Genomic DNA, 15,559 nt, shown 5'->3' with positions numbered 1-15,559 from the left:
ATATATCGAACCTAAAACTCTAATTGTATGGTCTTTTTGAATTGATTTGGGGTAAATCCGGTATGCTTCTTAAAGTATTTTACAAAGTTAGTGGGTTCTTCAAAACCCAAAGAATAGGCTAATTCTGTACTTTTTAATTCCGAATTAATAAGTAACCGCTTCGCTTCTAAAATTAAAAATTGGTCAATAAATTGTTTAGCAGTAATCGCAACGGTTTCTTTACAAATGAAATTAAGATGTTTGTAGGTGATGTTTAATTTTTCAGCATAAAAATCTGCATTTCTACTTTTACTAAAATTAGTTTCTAGTAGTGCTTTAAAATTTAAAAATGTATTTAATTTATCTGAACGTTTAAGGTGAAAGGTTTGGTATTGCTTTAAGCGTTCTAACTTAGAAAAGATAATGGTATGTAGCGCATTATAAGTATTATCTTGATTGTAACTTTCTTGAGGATTAGTATATTCTTCATCAAATAACCGAATATACGTCTCAACATTAGAATCTATAGGCACGTGAATAATAGGCGAAAATAACTGCGCGTTAAACAGTCTATCTATTTCATTTTTTGGCAACGTGCTAATTTGTTTTTTTAAATACGCTTCCGTAAATAATATGATATATCCTTTTAGTTCTGGTGTAAATTGAAAGGCATTAATTTGACCTTTAGAAATATGAATTAACGTATTTTTCTTAACTGGATGCCAAACAAAATCTACCAAATGTTTACTCTCTCCAGCAGTGTAAAACACAATCATATTAAATGAAACTTGATGTGCTTTTTCAGGATTATGATCAGCATCCTCTTTACGTTCTGCAAGATTTTCAATAGTTAAAATTTCTATTCCACTATTATCTGGTTTTTTAGAATCAAATTCAATATGTGGAATATTTATTGCCATTATTTTTTAGTGTTTGGGTTTTCTAAAGCCTTTCTAATATGTTCGCTATCCCAATGGTTATCATAGTCTACAACACCACGCTTAAAATCTTCATTTAAGAATTTCTCTTGTTGCTCTAATTCTTTTTTAGCTTTAAAAATATAGTCTTCTTCGCGTTTAGGTTCTGAGGCTAATCGTCTTAAACTATCTTCATCATATTTAATAAAATTTTGAACTTGTCTAGTTAGCGTGTATTTTCTGAAGCCCATTTTGCTCAACACATCTTTAGCTAAAGTTAAGGACGTTTCTAAAGATTCTCTATATATGTTTTGATGCCCTAAATTTAATAATTCGTAAGCATCATATCTATTTTTAGTCCGAATCATGAATTCTACATGCGGATATTTTTCCTTCACTATTTTACTAATCGCTTTTGAAACACTGATTTTATTAGTTGCACAAATAATAATTTTGGCTTCCGCAATTCCGGCTGATTCTAATAAATCTAGTCGTGTGGCATCTCCATAATACACTTCAAAACCCATTTTTCTAAGAAAATCCACACGGTTAGAATCGTGGTCTAAAATAGTAGCTTCAACACCATGAGAACGTAAAAAACGTCCAATTGTACTTCCAAAATGACCAAAACCAACGAGGATTATTTTTTGCGATTTAGCAATGTGATCCATTGGTCGTTTTATGGATTCTTTGGTACCTATTTTAGGCAGTATTAACCGTTCGTTAATCATGCTAATAATTGGTGTTATGGACATTGACAAGGCTGTAATTACGAGCATCATATCCATTTGTTCTTGCTCTAAAATATTCAATCCGAAAGCAAAAGACAGCAGTACAAAAGCGAATTCTCCGATTTGAGCTAAACTAAAGGTTAGCAATAATTTTTGGTCAAGTTTTAGTTTAAAAATATGTCCGGTTATAAATAACACCACTGCCTTTAAAACAATAATTGCTAATAAAATACCACCAATAGTCAATGGACTTTTGGCGATAACAATAAAGTTAATTGAAGCACCAACAGCCATAAAGAACAAACCTAAAAGCAGATTTTTAAAGGGTTCTAAGGTACTTTCTAACTCATGTTTAAATTCACTATTAGAAAGTACAACGCCTCCTAAAAAGGCACCTAACGCAGGACTAATACCAACATATTCCATTAAAAATGAAATACCAAAAACGATTAACAAAGCAGCCGCGATTAACAACTCACGCACACCTGTTTTAGCCACTTTACGTAACATTGGCACAATTAAATAACGACCAGCAACAATGATTAAAACCACTGATAAAATTATTGCTAAAGTTTGAAGACCTACTGGAAGATTTTCTAATAAGTTAGCATGCTCGCTGTGATTTTCTGTGGACGTTTTATGTTCTGAATCAACCAATAACGGAATAAAACCCAACATAAAAATAACAATGATATCTTGAAACAATAAGATGGAAAACGAAGACGTGCCAAATGTGGTATTCATCAATCCTTTTTCCTTTATGGTTTGCAATGCAATTGCCGTAGATGATAGTGCCACAGCCATTGAAATCACTAAAGCCACTTTCCACTCGAAACCTAATGCAGCGAATAGAATATATGAGAGTAGCATGGTTCCTCCCACTTGTATGCCTCCCATGCCTACAATGGTTTTTCGCATGTTCCAGAAGTTTTTTGGCTCAATTTCTAGTCCAATTAAAAACAGCATAACCACCACACCAAATTCGGCAAAGTGTAAAATATCTTGCCCTTCTTCTCCAATAAATCCGAGGACATAAGGGCCAATTAACACACCTGCCAATAAATAACCAATAACAGAACTTAAGCCTAAACGTTTTGCGATAGAGACACAAATTATGGCACCTGCTAAAAATACTATGGCTTCAAAAAGTATACTTCCAGTCATAGTTTAAGTTGCTTTAAGTTGAGGAATATCGTTTAAAAACGATTTGTTATCAAAATCATTAATAGATAAATCAGCTTGTAATAAGTCGATTAGTTTTCCGTAGTTATTTTTATAATCGTTTAAGTCTTCATCAGATAATGTATGGGTTCCCATAACAGCAAAAGGCGGAAAATAAGTCATACCACACAAAATTGCTGTTTGCTCAAAGGGTCTTAAAAATTGTCTAATAGTAAAGCTGTTATAACCTTCTGAGCAATAGACTTCTCTAGAACCTCCAGTTGTAATAACATTTAAACATGTTTTATTTTGTAATGCATTACCTTCTGGACCATAAGCCCAATTAAACTCTAACACCATATCCATCCATTGTTTCATAATAGACGGACAACTATACCAGTAAAAAGGATGATGCCAAATGATAATATCATGTTGACTTAGTAATTCCTTCTCCTTAACTACATCAATATGAAAATCGGGATATTCCTCATACAAATCCTGAATGGTCACATGATCCTTATCTTTAATATGATTAATTAAAGCTTGGTTAACCCTAGATTTTTCAAATTTAGGATGCGAAAACAGAATAAGTATTTTTTTCATAGGACTAAATTAGCTATAAATAAATAAGCGATTATAAAATTAATTTTAATCGCTTATAGTCTAAACTTATGTGATTAAGTTCTTGTTTTTTTTTAAGTAATTTTAGCCTAAGCCATTAAATTAAAAGATAATTTAATACCTGTAATAATCATACCTGTTCCAATAATAGCAATGATTAATCCCATGATTTTTCCGATTACAGAAATGACATTATGGCCCACTATTTTTACAATTAAATCACTTAATTTAAAAGTAAAATAGGTAATTAAACTCATTGATCCAAAAATTAGAATCACCAAAATAATATGAATAGTTTCTACATTCGCTACAAAATTCATTGCAGTAACAATGGTTCCTGGTCCTGCTAAAATTGGAATAGCTAAAGGGGAAACAGCAATGTTTTCATCTACATGTACATCATTAAGACTTTTTACATTAGACGTTTTAGACTGTAGCATATCAAAACCAATGAAAAATATCAAAATACCACCTGTAATCTTAAACGCAGGAATACTGATATTAAATAATTCGAAAATATACTTACCAAGAAGCACAAAAACGGCGACAATCACAAATGCTATCAGATTTGATCTTTTGTTTATATCATGCTTGGTTTTCGCATCTGCACCTTGTGTTAAAGACACAAAAACCGTCATATTTGATATAGGGTTAGTTATAGCAAAAAAAGCAGTAAATACTGTAATTGAAAATGTAATTAAGTTATCCATTTAGTGGAAAATTTTAATTTAAAAAAAAACGCAAAACTACTTCTTTATCTTTAAAGTAATTTTGTTTTTTTTTAAATTGTTTTAAGACTGAAAAATAGTGCTTTTTTTAAGACACTTTAAAAGATACGAAATTTGACGAAACTTATTTAAAATTCCAAATAACAAAGTCTAATATCCTAATAACTTATTGGTTACACTTAACAAATTAGTGATTTTTGAAATATCATAAGCATCTGGATGCGCTGGTGTAAAATAACCTTTTTATCTCCTTTATCGTTATCAAAATACTTTCCGGAATCGTTTTTTATAGGCAGTGCATATTGTACTTCATTCTTCGTGTAATTTTAATTTAGGTACGGCTGGTCGTAACGTATGGTTTACTATTTTTTACAAGTCATTTTTTATATTAGGACAAGAAGTAATATTGTTATATATTATGATTATTTCGTTTAGTGTACCTATGCTGGAACAGTAATTTTTATAGCGTAACGATTACTTTACCCACTGTTCTTCCTTTTTCTACTTCGGTATGGGCAGCAGCCATATCTTCAAAAGCAAACGTTTTGTAAATGTTTGGTTTAATGCTACCGTTTTCTAACATTCCTTTTAAGGTGTTCATATCTTCAGCACTAGAGTGTACTAAAATGTCTGAAACGGTTTTGTTCTCCTTTTTAGCTGATGCTTTTAAGTCATCTAAGTCCATACCTACTGTTGTGTAGGCTGTACCACCGCTTTTTAAAACTTTTACGGAATTTTCTAATACTTCACCACCTTGTGTGTCTAACACAAAGTCGATATCAAATAGAATTTCTTCAAACTTTTGAGTATGATAATCAATTGCATTATCTGCTCCAATAGACTTTACAAAATTACTATTTTTTGCCGAAGCAGTTGTGTTTACAAAAGCTCCCATTGCTTTTGCTATTTGAATAGCAAAATGACCAACACCACCAGAACCTGCTTGTATTAGTACTTTATCACCTTTATTAATTCTTCCTTCTAAGATTTGCAGTGCAGTTAGAGCTGCTAACGTTGTGGCTGCAGCTTCTTCAAAAGAGACGTTGCCTGGTATTATAGCTAAATGTGCTTCTGGTGCAGCAACAAATTCCGCGTAAGCGTTACCTACACCAGGAAAATTCACCATACCAAAGACCTTGTCGCCTACTTTAAAATTGGTAACATTAGCACCAACTTCAGTAACTGTTCCCGCTATGTCCCAGCCTAAAATAACAGGTCGTTTTTCACCGTACATCATATTCAGCATCTTATCTTGATACTTTGGTTTTACGTCTGCCGGGTTTAATGAAATAGCCTTTACCGCTACTAATACTTCGTTATCTTTTATGCTTGGTTTTGCTAATTCTGCTAAATGAAGGTTTTCTGGTCCTCCTGCTTTTTCTAATACTATTGCTTTCATAGAGTTTCTATTTTTAAATTATTTTTTATTGTAGACAATGGTCATTCCCTTACCTTGCTTAAGTGTTAAGCGCATTTTGGTATCTGTAACTTCAATTACAAGTTCATCATACCCTAAATCCATATCTCCGATTTTACTTGTTCTGGTGAAGAAATTATTTTTCCAATCCCAAGTACCTGTCAATACTTTACCTCCAAAAACTCCAAATATTTGTCCGTCGTGAGTAGCAACAGATTGCCCGTCTTTGTCACCATAAAAATTATCGGCAGCTATCTTTAAATATTCTTCTTTTGTGTTTATTCTTTTCCAATTTTCATCTACAGGTATAGCTTCACTAATCGTTGATGGAAGTGTGTAAGATGCTATTGAATTATTAAATAGAACCGGAGTAAATAACACATTGTTTTCTATAGTAATATCTGCTAAACCTTTCGGGAAGTTTCCAATTAATTGTCGCGTATTTTCATTTATAAAAAACAAATCACTAACCGTACCTCCTGTTACTAAAAATCCATCATTAACAGCAGTTAAACCGTCTAAAGCTCCTAGTTGATAACTGCTTTTAAACCGTGTTATCGTTTTATCTTTTAGGTTAACTTTATATAGACTGCCAAACTTATCTGGTGAAATTTCTAAAGTCAATTCTTCACCAAAATTTGCAATAACTAAGTCTTCATTTTGAAGATAAAGTCCGTTTGGATGCTTAATTTCTGGGGATTGAAACCAAACCTCTAATTTGTTATTTACTAATGTGAAAATTTTACCACTTGCTATATCAGAGATAAAAACTTGTCCGTTTTTAGAAACCACGACATCATTTAATGACACAACATCTGGAGAAGTAATGCTATTTACGACTTTACCATTTTTAACATTGATAATATGTAGCTCCTTACCATCGCCAACGTATAATTTGTCTTGATAAAATGCTAAACCTGCTGGCGAATTTAAACCAGTTACCCATTTATAATTATCAACTTTTCCGTCCTTTGAAATTCTACTTATATACCCTTTGTTATTTTGATTTACGTTAGAAACATATAACCAATTCTCTGTTGGTGATGCCACAATAGACTCAGGCATAGAAAAGCCATCTAACTCCCAGTTTTTAACTAATTGTTGTGTTGTATTTATGTGTTTAGATGCCATATAGTTTGTTTCTTCTAAAACTTCCTTTAAAGTAAAAATGCCATTATTTGCAGCAGGAAAGCCCGTATACAAGCTTAATAAAATCATAGTTTCTGAAATCTCATTTGGCGTAACACCTAAATTTAAGGCAGCCTTTATATGTGATTTTAATTGCGATTTCGCATTAGCTTGTGTAGTAAGACTAGCTATTATTAATAATTCTTTGGTTTTAAAATCTATGCCTTTTCTGTTATAAATTTCTCCAAAACCATAGCGAATAATATAATCTGCCATATCTGGAGAGACACTTTTAAAAGCTGCTTCTAATCCTTTTGCAGCGCCTTCTCCATTAACCTCGTTTACAATTTTTACGCCTGTTTTATAGTTGTCTTCTTTTGTGTTTTGCGCATTACTGGAGTAAGCTAAAACTAAAGTGAATAATAAAATCAATTCCTTTTTCATAATATTTATTCTTTATAAAGTTGGGTTATCTTTTAAATTTCTCTAACGAAATTCATATACTGCTTTAAATCACCAATGACAGCATCTTCCATTAGTTTGCCTGTTTTTACTGCATAAGGTTGATTAAAGTGAATGTCCCAAACATCAGATTCTTTTCTCCAATGCTCGTAAACTGCTAGGGTATTTTCTTGATTATCTACTGTATATAAATCAAAAAGGATGTTGCCTTCTTCCTCTTTTCTTGTGTGGGTAATGTGATCTTCAAACTGATCAAGAAGTGCTTCTCTAAATTCAGTTTTTAGTTTAAAAATGAAGAAAATAATGAATACTTCATCTTCAGGATTTGCAGATTTAGAATGGTCTGGAAGCGGATTTGTATCGCCTAAAAAGTAGAAATCAGGAGCCGACTGTAAGGCGGTCTGTCCTACTTCCATTAACTTCTTGGTATGTGGTTCGTTATCGTGAGATTTAATAGCAGCTTTGTCTGCCCAACGTTCGTAAACAAAAAACACATTGTCTTCTGCTTTAGATACAAATACTCTAATCTCTTTATTACCAGTCTCTTTTTGGGTTGCTGCTTGTGCTTCTTTAAGCGTTGCTGCAAACGTGTCTTTGTGTTCTGGTTTTGCTGTAAATTTTACTATTGTACTTTTCATAATAATGTTCTTTAAAATTGAAGTACCTTTTATTTTAATGGAGTAAGTGGTACTTTTTGAATGATTGTAACCTCTTTTATTTTTGCAAACCTGTCATTTTTATTATCCTTTACAATCCAATGGTGAGAAGTAGTTGCTGTTAATTTTTGTCCCTCTTTTGTTATCCCTTTCCAAACAAAATCTACCTTGACTTCATATTCGTTTTCTGAAATTACATTTACAGTAAAGTTCTCCGGAAAATGACTGCTTTCCTTCAATTGTTTTGGCGTTCCGTTTAACCATTGTTCTAATTGCTCTATGGTGACAATAGGTTCGCTATTTGTTGAAAAATTAAGTTTAAATCCATCTGCTAATACCTCTTTGAAAGGCGCAACATTACCATCTAACTGTTCCATATTTAAGAGCCAATAGTGCATAAGAGATAACATTCGGTTTTCTGGATACGCATCCTCAAACGTTGGATCTTTAATCTCGCTAGTAGGCTTAATATTGATTTCTGTAAATACAGGTAAAAGCGCACCAGGAACCTCTTTTAAAAATGTGCTGTAATGCAAAGGATAACTATCATTAGAACCGTCTGACTTTAAATTTTGATATATAATATCAGCTTCTAAATTAATAGAACCGTTCTCTAATTTATTAACTTCTATATTTTGAATATGATGCGCATTCTTCCATCCTTTATAAACTTTTAATCTTTCAGGATAATTTTCTTTGCCTTGCATTTCTCCAGCTGCAGATTTCATTTTTATATCATCTGCTAAAATTTCTAACTGATTTTCTAGTCGCTGTTTATTTTCAATATCACGTTCATAAAAAAGATACCAACGGTGATATTGTACGATAGCTGCGTGAATAATTTTTGTGTTTGTTTTCATAATATATTTAGTCTTAGAAATGAATTTTTTAATATCATTGGCTACTTCTTCCGGAACTTCTAATTGTGGAGAGTGCGATGCGTTTTCAATAACGACTAACTTCGCATTGGGTATATGATCTCTGTAGTACTCTGCCACATTAAACTTTACCACTTCATCGTGTCTACCTTGCAAGACTAATGTGGGTGCTTTTATAGATTGTACATCATCTTTAAGATTGAAATATTTTCCGTTTTTAATTGCAGGAATTAAAGAACCATCAACAAAGTCTTTACTGTTGTTAACCGTTTCAATCATATAATCTGCTATTGGACCTGGTAGATCCGGTACTTTGTAAAACACACGTGAAAGCACCGCATTCAGCTCTTCTTTATTCTCAATTTCTTTACCAAAACCGCTGTAAACCACATGGTCATCTATTTTAATACCCGCAGCATCTAGTAAGATCAGATTGGTAAGGTCATTAGGATATTTAATAGCATATGCTGCAGCAGTATGTCCGCCCATTGAGTTACCTACAAGGTTAAATTGATTTACACCAAGTTTTTCTAAAAAGGACTTCAGAAAAGTTGCTTGACCGTCTATCGAATAATCAAGTCCTTCTTTTCTTTCATTATCGCCGTGTCCAGCCAAATCAGGAAGAATTAAATGATACTCATTAGATAAGAATTTTGCAGTTTGTAAAAAGCTACTTTTATCATCTCCCATACCGTGAACAAGAATAAAGTCTGGCTTATCACCTTTCCCTTCACTTTCATAAAAATGTACGGTGTATCCATTTACTTCTACCGTTTTCTTTTCCAAGTTTGCAGCACTAGCATAACTTGCATTAGTTTGATCTACCAACACTTTTGGAAAGAAGAAATATATGATCGCTACAGCAATCACTAATATTCCAATAATTCCTCCAATTATTTTTAAAAGCTTCTTCATAGTTTCTAGAGTTTTAAATTTGATTATAACTGAGTAATAACTGTTTCTTCAGGAAATCTAGATTTCGGTAATTTTGCATTAAAGTCACTGTCTTTTCTATAACCTAAAGACACAACCGCTAGAGCGGTGAAGCCTTTTTCACGTAAGCCAAACTCTTCATCTAAGGCTTTTACATCAACACCTTCCATTGGGCAAGCATCAATACCTAAGGCAGCTGCACCTAATAGAAGTGCGCCCATATTTAAATACACTTGCTTTTCCATCCAGTGTGGTAAATCTTTAAGGTCGTAGCGGTGAATGTTTGCAAATAACATACGACCACCGTGCATTTGATCTTTAAACTCTTGTGCTGCAAAGCGACTATCTTGGTCTTCTTGCTCCAAAATGCTATTCATATAGTCTTCGTCTGCATCTGTGCGAGCTGCAATAACAATTACGTGAGATGCGTCTAAAACTTTTGGTGTGTTGAATTTGAAAAACCCTTGTGTCCCTTTTACAATTCGCTCTTTACCTTCTTGAGTATCTGCGATTAAAAAATGCCAAGGTTGTAGGTTTACACTAGAAGGACTTAAACGCAATACATCTTTTATTTGTTGAAAATCAGAATCTGATATTTTCTTAGTGGCATCAAATTCTTTTGCTGAGTAGCGGTTGTTTAATATTTCTGTTAGATTCATTTTATTATTTTTTTAACCTGTTGATTATTAATACTATCAAAATTATAGTACAAATATAAATATAGAGTTGATACGTGTCAATAACGGTCAATAAGTATAGTATATAAAATAACATTTAGTTAATTGAATATCAATTATTTAAATACATAATATTTTACTATAAAAAGTATAGTTGCATACTATAGTAAAGCTTTATATCTTTGTCAGATATTTAATATTTAAGAAATGGACAGAAAAGAACTGTTTGAAAAGAAACCAAAAATTAAAATCAACGATAAAATATCTTACTGCCCAACGAGCGCAGCAATGGAATTGATTGGTGGTAAATGGAAGAGTGTTATACTAACCCATTTAATAGGCGACAAAAAACGGTATAATGAATTACGCAAGGAAATCCCTGGTATTACTGAGCGTACGTTGAGTTTACAGTTAAAACAATTAGAAGCGGATGGTATGGTAAACAGAAAAGTGTTTACCAAAAAACCACCTTTAAAAGTAGAATATACACTTACAGCGTTTGGACAAACATTAGTTCCAATTCTAAACCTAATTGTTGATTGGGGATTACACGCAGCAGAAACAAAAGGGGAATTTTTATTTGAAGAATAGAAATAAGAAAAGGCAACCAATAGGCTCCCTTTTCTATACCGAATTAAATAAACTTATATGATACTTTTGGTAATACTTAATAATTGTTCAACTTTACTATCATCATAAGCATCTGGGTGTGCATTACTAAAGCCACCTTTATCATTATCAAAATACTTACCGGACTCGTTTTTATTTGCCTCAGACATGGCTAAATCATAAAGGATATCTACACCTTTTTCTGCTGGTGACCAATGTTGTCCATAAGCTTCTTTCGCCATTTTTGTATTTAATAATGAACCTGGATTTACAGCAATTGTAGTGATATTAGGGTGTTGCTTAGCAAAATAAAAACTCCACATGGTTAATGCTAATTTACTTTGTGCATAGCTTTCGCTATCATTTACAGTAGCATCACCTGTTAATACCCCTTTTTGAACCGTAGACTGTGCGGCAGAACTTAAATTGACAATTCTGGTTTCTGAACCTTTTTCTAAAAGAGGCAAAATAGACTCCGTTAAAATATAAGGCGCTAAATAGTTAACGGACATTCTAATATCTAATCCCTCCTTTGTTTTTTCCGAAGACGTTTTAAGTATTCCTGCATTATTAATTAAAATATCTAAACTTGATACTTCATTTTTAATTTGTGCTGCTAGTTGTTTTACAGCATTTAAATCTGAAAAATCGGCAACAAATCCTTTTATATTTTCGTTGTTTGAAGCATTTTTAATTTCGGCAATAACACTGTCTACTTTAGCTTTGCTTCTACCATGAACATATACTTCATGCCCTTCTTTGGCAAGTTTTAGAGCAGTAAGTTTTCCTATACCGTCTGTACTTCCTGTGATTAATATGGTTTTCATTTTTGTTGTGTTTTATTGAAATGTCAATTAGAGAGAAGTTCTCGATACTATTTTTCTTCAGAAATTCTTCTGAAGAAAAATCACTCGAACTGACATTCTGCTTTTATTGCAATGTATTCTATTTTTTATTCTTTTTAAAACGGTGCAGCTGTATCTTTTGGTCCATCTGGTAAGCTCCAACGTTGGCGCGCTGTAACGCTTTCTAGTGCAACATCTTTGATTGTGTTACTACTGATATTTCCGTAGCTACTAGTGCTACCACGAGGAATTTGCATTTGATCTCCGTATAACCAAACTACCAGGTTACTACGTTGTCCGCTAGTAATTGGATGTGTAGCATGTGGCACATTACCTCTGTGCAGGATTGCTTTTCCTGGTTCAAAAATGGTTTGCACTGTATTTCCTGAAGCTTTATCATAAAAATCAACTTCAGATCCTGAAAATACTTCATCAGGTAAGTTAATATTAATATTTAAAGTAGCTGCTGAAGCATCTGTGTGTGCATGTAAATCTTTATCCTTATCTGGATTATATTGAATTGAAAAACCAAAAGTTTGGTTATCGTAACCATAAGTACCAAGCAATAAACGTGCAATTGGACGCATATAACGATCCATCATGTCGTTATAAAAGGCTTGGAAACTTGGTGCAGCTAAATGACCTTCAGAACGCTCATCTAACATCATTCCATAACGATTTAATTGTATGCCATAAGGTGCACGCTTAGGAATTTCAGAATTTACTGCATCTTCTAAATACTTACGGAATTCCGCTAAGCGTTCTATATCAAAAAATTGTGCTACATAAACACCTGGAATAATTTCTTCCCATAAATCGGCAACAGCATTTTCTTTTTCTGGGTTTTCCCAAGCGTCATTTATTGCTTTTCGCAATTTTGGATCAAGCAGCGATTCATCAGGAATTAGTAAATTGTCTTTGTTTTCCATTTCCCATGTTGCCCATGCTTCTTCCAATAATTTTCTGTTGCTATTCCAAAAATGAGATACAGAAGGTTCACGTTTTAATGAAGCTTCACGAGTTGGTTGTGTAAGTGCACGTGCTTGTTCTAGTGCATTTGTATTTGTTATTGTTTTCATGATTTATTTTTTCTTAATAATAAATTATTTACAATACAAAGATATTTTAGACACCACCATTTTATTTGGTAGAAAACAAAGTGGTATTAGTAAAAAAAGAGGTTTCTTATAAAAAACTAAGCTAAAAACTAGTTCAAACTCGCTTTAAAAGCACTTAAACTTGTGCCTTTATAGGCTTGAAAGGTTTTGTTTAAATGACTAGAATCTGTAAAACCGAGTTCTGCAGCAATTTCAGAATATTGTAAATCGGTATACTTCAATCTAGTCTCAACAAGTTTTAATTTGTAGTTGATAATGTATTTTTTTAACGACACATCGGTATGTTTTTTAAAATATTCACTGATGTAATTATCTGCCATATGAAATTCTTCTGCTAAACTTTTAGTAGATAATACGTCTGAATTATAAATATTAGAATGAATATAATTGATGATTTGTTGAATTTTTGAAGACTTTACTTCCTTTACCGAATCTGAAGTATTTATAAACTGAATATTTCTAGCAATAAGATGCAAAATAACAGACAATGAATTTTCAATAATAAAAATATCGAAAGATTGTTTGTTTAAATATTCGGTAGCCACCATATTAATTAAGGATACTAAATGCGATCTGTCTGCATCGGTTTCGAATTGCATTTCACGTAGTTCGTGACTTTCGCTATTTAGAATTTCCTCAATTTTACGAAACCAATCGTTTACTGGAAGAGTCGAGTTTTGCGAACTTGTTTTTCTAAAAAAACTCTTTAAAAACTTTATAGCTACTGTAGTTGTAGCCGATTCGGCATTAACGATATAAATATCATCTGGAATAAAAACAAAGACACTATTTGGTGTGTAATTTACCGTTTTACCATTAATTTTTATGGTTCCTGTACCTTTTTCAAAATAAAGAATTTCGAAAAAACGAATGGTTGTGTATTTACAAAATTCAAAAAATGTTTGGTCTTTGTATTGCGCAATGACAATATTTTCGATAATCGTTCTTGGCATGTAAATCTTTTTTTAAAGGTACTAAATATTTAAAATAGAAGAAGCCACAACATGGTGACTTCTTCTTGCTATTAATCAATAATTAGGGATTCAACTATTTTCTTAATTCAATATTTATTTTGAAATCACTTTATAATTCCCATTACTTCTAATATAAAGCACTGTTTCTTTTTCTGCTGAAATGATTGAAGTTGCATTTTCTTCTGCTCCGAAATATGATGGTGCGTTTAATTCCATTTTATCTTCTTTTTTAGAAAACTGGTGTGAAATTCCACCAGAAATTACAACTGCTCTAAAATTTGGACTTAAATTTTTAATTTTCCCATTGAAACCAGCTGGTAGTTTTAAAAGTGTTGCACGTAATTGATTTTTTTCATGGCTTCCCCATAAATAAGCAGTTTCTACATTACTTTTTTCTGAAACCCATTCTATATCCTTAGCGTTTAACCATACTAAATTGGTTTTATCTACATTAATTGGTCGTTCCCCATTATCAAAAGCTTCGTCTGTTGGTTGTACTAAATATGGTCCTTCCTGTATATCTAAAAATGCCATATTTTCTTCACCATCTGCAGCAGTAATATGTGCTTCTCCTGCTGGTTGCTGCCAATAAGATCCAGCTGGTAGCCATTGTTTTTCGGCTTTTTCATCATCATTATGCAATAAACCTTTAATGACCACACCACGATACGTAATGTTGTGAATGTGTGGTGGCGAAGAAAACCCTTTATTGAATTTTACTAAAAAACCTGCTGGTTCGTTTTTGGTTCTGTCTCCCCAAAGTTTTCCTGCAGCTGGACTTTTATCGCCTCGTAACGGATTTAACCAACCCCATTCTACATTATCTGCAGTTACTACTTCGTTTACAGACTTAATATCGTCTGTTGTTGGTGTTTGCGCTTTTGCAAAAATACCTGCTACTAGTGCTAATGCGAATAATATATATTTTTTCATGACATTAAATTTCAAGAGAAATACTAATTATATTTCAGTGAATAATTCACTTTCTGGCAACCTAGATTTTGGTGTTTTATCTGTGGAATTAAAATCAGATTCTGCTCTGTATCCTATAGAAACAGCAACTAAAGCTGTAAAACCTTTTTCTCTTAAACCAAATTCTTCATCTAATGCTTTTACATCTATACCTTCCATTGGAGTTGCATCTATACCTAAACTCGCTACACCTAGTAAAAAGCTTCCTATATTTAAGTATACTTGTTTTTCCATCCAGTGCTGTAAATCTTTTAAATCGTATTTATGAATCCCTGCAAACGCTTTTACTGCACCTAGGAATCCGTTTTTTATGTCTTCATTTGGAAATCTTCCATTTTTATCTTCAGTATCTGCAATGTGCTGAAAATAACTATCATCTGCATCAATTTTTGAACAGAATAAAACAACTGCAGAAGCATTAGTCATTTTAGGCTCATTAAAATGAAAGAAACCTTGAGTTCCTTTTGCCATACGTGCTTTGCCTTCTGTAGTTTCAGCAACTATAAAATGCCACGGTTGCAAGTTTACACTCGATGGGCTCATTCTTAATAAGTTTTTGACTTCTGCCATATCTGCTTCAGATATTTTTTTGGTTGGGTCAAATTCTTTAGTTGTGTATCTCCAGTTTAATGTTTCAGATAAATTCATTTGTTTATGTTTTTGAGTTGATTCTTAATTACGCTACAAAGGTATATACCCACACTTCATTTTTTTTTGTACAAAAAAAGGTAATACAGGTATAAAAAAAGGTTT

Annotated in this window: 15 protein-coding genes; 1 reads left to right on the top strand and 14 read right to left on the bottom strand. The window is 32.5% G+C overall.

All coding sequences use genetic code 11. The features are described from left to right. Positions 1-11: 11 nt before the first annotated feature. The 9 genes from ACJJVO_RS15705 to nfsB (ACJJVO_RS15665) form a co-directional block, all read right to left on the bottom strand. Complete coding sequence (locus ACJJVO_RS15705; protein WP_405575818.1) at positions 12-899, bottom strand: helix-turn-helix domain-containing protein; 888 nt, start codon at positions 897-899, stop codon at positions 12-14. Continuing rightward, the gene (locus ACJJVO_RS15700; protein ID WP_405575816.1) at positions 899-2,791 is read right to left on the bottom strand and encodes a monovalent cation:proton antiporter-2 (CPA2) family protein; all 1,893 of its coding nucleotides are present in this window, start codon (positions 2,789-2,791) and stop codon (positions 899-901) included. Before ACJJVO_RS15700 ends, ACJJVO_RS15705 begins: the two co-directional genes overlap by 1 nt. 3 nt (positions 2,792-2,794) lie before the next feature. Further along, complete coding sequence (locus tag ACJJVO_RS15695) at positions 2,795-3,391, bottom strand: NAD(P)H-dependent oxidoreductase (protein WP_405575815.1); 597 nt, start codon at positions 3,389-3,391, stop codon at positions 2,795-2,797. A 107-nt stretch (positions 3,392-3,498) separates the two neighbouring features. Further along, positions 3,499-4,119: a MarC family protein gene (locus ACJJVO_RS15690; RefSeq protein ID WP_405575813.1), complete on the bottom strand. Its 621-nt coding sequence runs from the start codon at positions 4,117-4,119 to the stop codon at positions 3,499-3,501. A 478-nt stretch (positions 4,120-4,597) separates the two neighbouring features. Continuing rightward, positions 4,598-5,536, bottom strand: coding sequence for an NADP-dependent oxidoreductase (locus ACJJVO_RS15685; RefSeq protein ID WP_405575811.1), 939 nt, complete (start codon positions 5,534-5,536; stop codon positions 4,598-4,600). An 18-nt stretch (positions 5,537-5,554) separates the two neighbouring features. After that, entirely contained in the window at positions 5,555-7,126 is a 1,572-nt protein-coding gene (locus ACJJVO_RS15680) for a carboxymuconolactone decarboxylase family protein (RefSeq protein ID WP_405575810.1), read from the bottom strand. Positions 7,127-7,158: 32 nt separating this feature from the next. Beyond that, a complete protein-coding gene (locus tag ACJJVO_RS15675; protein ID WP_405575808.1) occupies positions 7,159-7,782 on the bottom strand; it encodes a putative quinol monooxygenase in 624 nt (207 codons plus the stop codon). Positions 7,783-7,811: 29 nt separating this feature from the next. Further along, complete coding sequence (locus ACJJVO_RS15670) at positions 7,812-9,593, bottom strand: alpha/beta fold hydrolase (protein ID WP_405575806.1); 1,782 nt, start codon at positions 9,591-9,593, stop codon at positions 7,812-7,814. 23 nt (positions 9,594-9,616) lie between these two features. Beyond that, on the bottom strand, positions 9,617-10,270 hold the full coding sequence (gene nfsB, locus ACJJVO_RS15665; protein WP_405575804.1) for an oxygen-insensitive NAD(P)H nitroreductase: 654 nt from the start codon (positions 10,268-10,270) through the stop codon (positions 9,617-9,619). Between the two features lie 225 nt (positions 10,271-10,495). Here nfsB (ACJJVO_RS15665) and ACJJVO_RS15660 point away from each other — a divergent pair, with 225 nt between their 5' ends. Beyond that, positions 10,496-10,879: a winged helix-turn-helix transcriptional regulator gene (locus ACJJVO_RS15660; RefSeq protein ID WP_405575803.1), complete on the top strand. Its 384-nt coding sequence runs from the start codon at positions 10,496-10,498 to the stop codon at positions 10,877-10,879. 53 nt (positions 10,880-10,932) lie between these two features. Here ACJJVO_RS15660 and ACJJVO_RS15655 read toward each other — a convergent pair whose 3' ends face one another. From ACJJVO_RS15655 to nfsB (ACJJVO_RS15635), 5 genes are all read right to left on the bottom strand, one after another. Continuing rightward, positions 10,933-11,724 carry an SDR family NAD(P)-dependent oxidoreductase gene (locus ACJJVO_RS15655; protein WP_405575802.1) on the bottom strand — a complete coding sequence of 264 codons (792 nt, stop codon included), beginning with the start codon at positions 11,722-11,724 and terminating at the stop codon, positions 10,933-10,935. 134 nt (positions 11,725-11,858) lie between these two features. Beyond that, positions 11,859-12,821: a 2OG-Fe(II) oxygenase gene (locus ACJJVO_RS15650; RefSeq protein ID WP_405575800.1), complete on the bottom strand. Its 963-nt coding sequence runs from the start codon at positions 12,819-12,821 to the stop codon at positions 11,859-11,861. A 128-nt stretch (positions 12,822-12,949) separates the two neighbouring features. Continuing rightward, complete coding sequence (locus ACJJVO_RS15645) at positions 12,950-13,813, bottom strand: AraC family transcriptional regulator (protein ID WP_405575798.1); 864 nt, start codon at positions 13,811-13,813, stop codon at positions 12,950-12,952. A 114-nt stretch (positions 13,814-13,927) separates the two neighbouring features. Continuing rightward, the gene (locus ACJJVO_RS15640) at positions 13,928-14,767 is read right to left on the bottom strand and encodes a DUF4437 domain-containing protein (RefSeq protein WP_405575797.1); all 840 of its coding nucleotides are present in this window, start codon (positions 14,765-14,767) and stop codon (positions 13,928-13,930) included. A gap of 27 nt (positions 14,768-14,794) precedes the next feature. After that, a complete protein-coding gene (nfsB, locus tag ACJJVO_RS15635; RefSeq protein ID WP_405575795.1) occupies positions 14,795-15,454 on the bottom strand; it encodes an oxygen-insensitive NAD(P)H nitroreductase in 660 nt (219 codons plus the stop codon). Positions 15,455-15,559 lie beyond the last annotated feature (105 nt).

The sequence above is a fragment of the Winogradskyella sp. Asnod2-B02-A genome (assembly GCF_045063645.1).
Classification (GTDB): domain Bacteria; phylum Bacteroidota; class Bacteroidia; order Flavobacteriales; family Flavobacteriaceae; genus Winogradskyella.
Note: the sequence above shows the minus strand (reverse complement) of the source record. Positions and strands in the feature narration are given on the sequence as shown.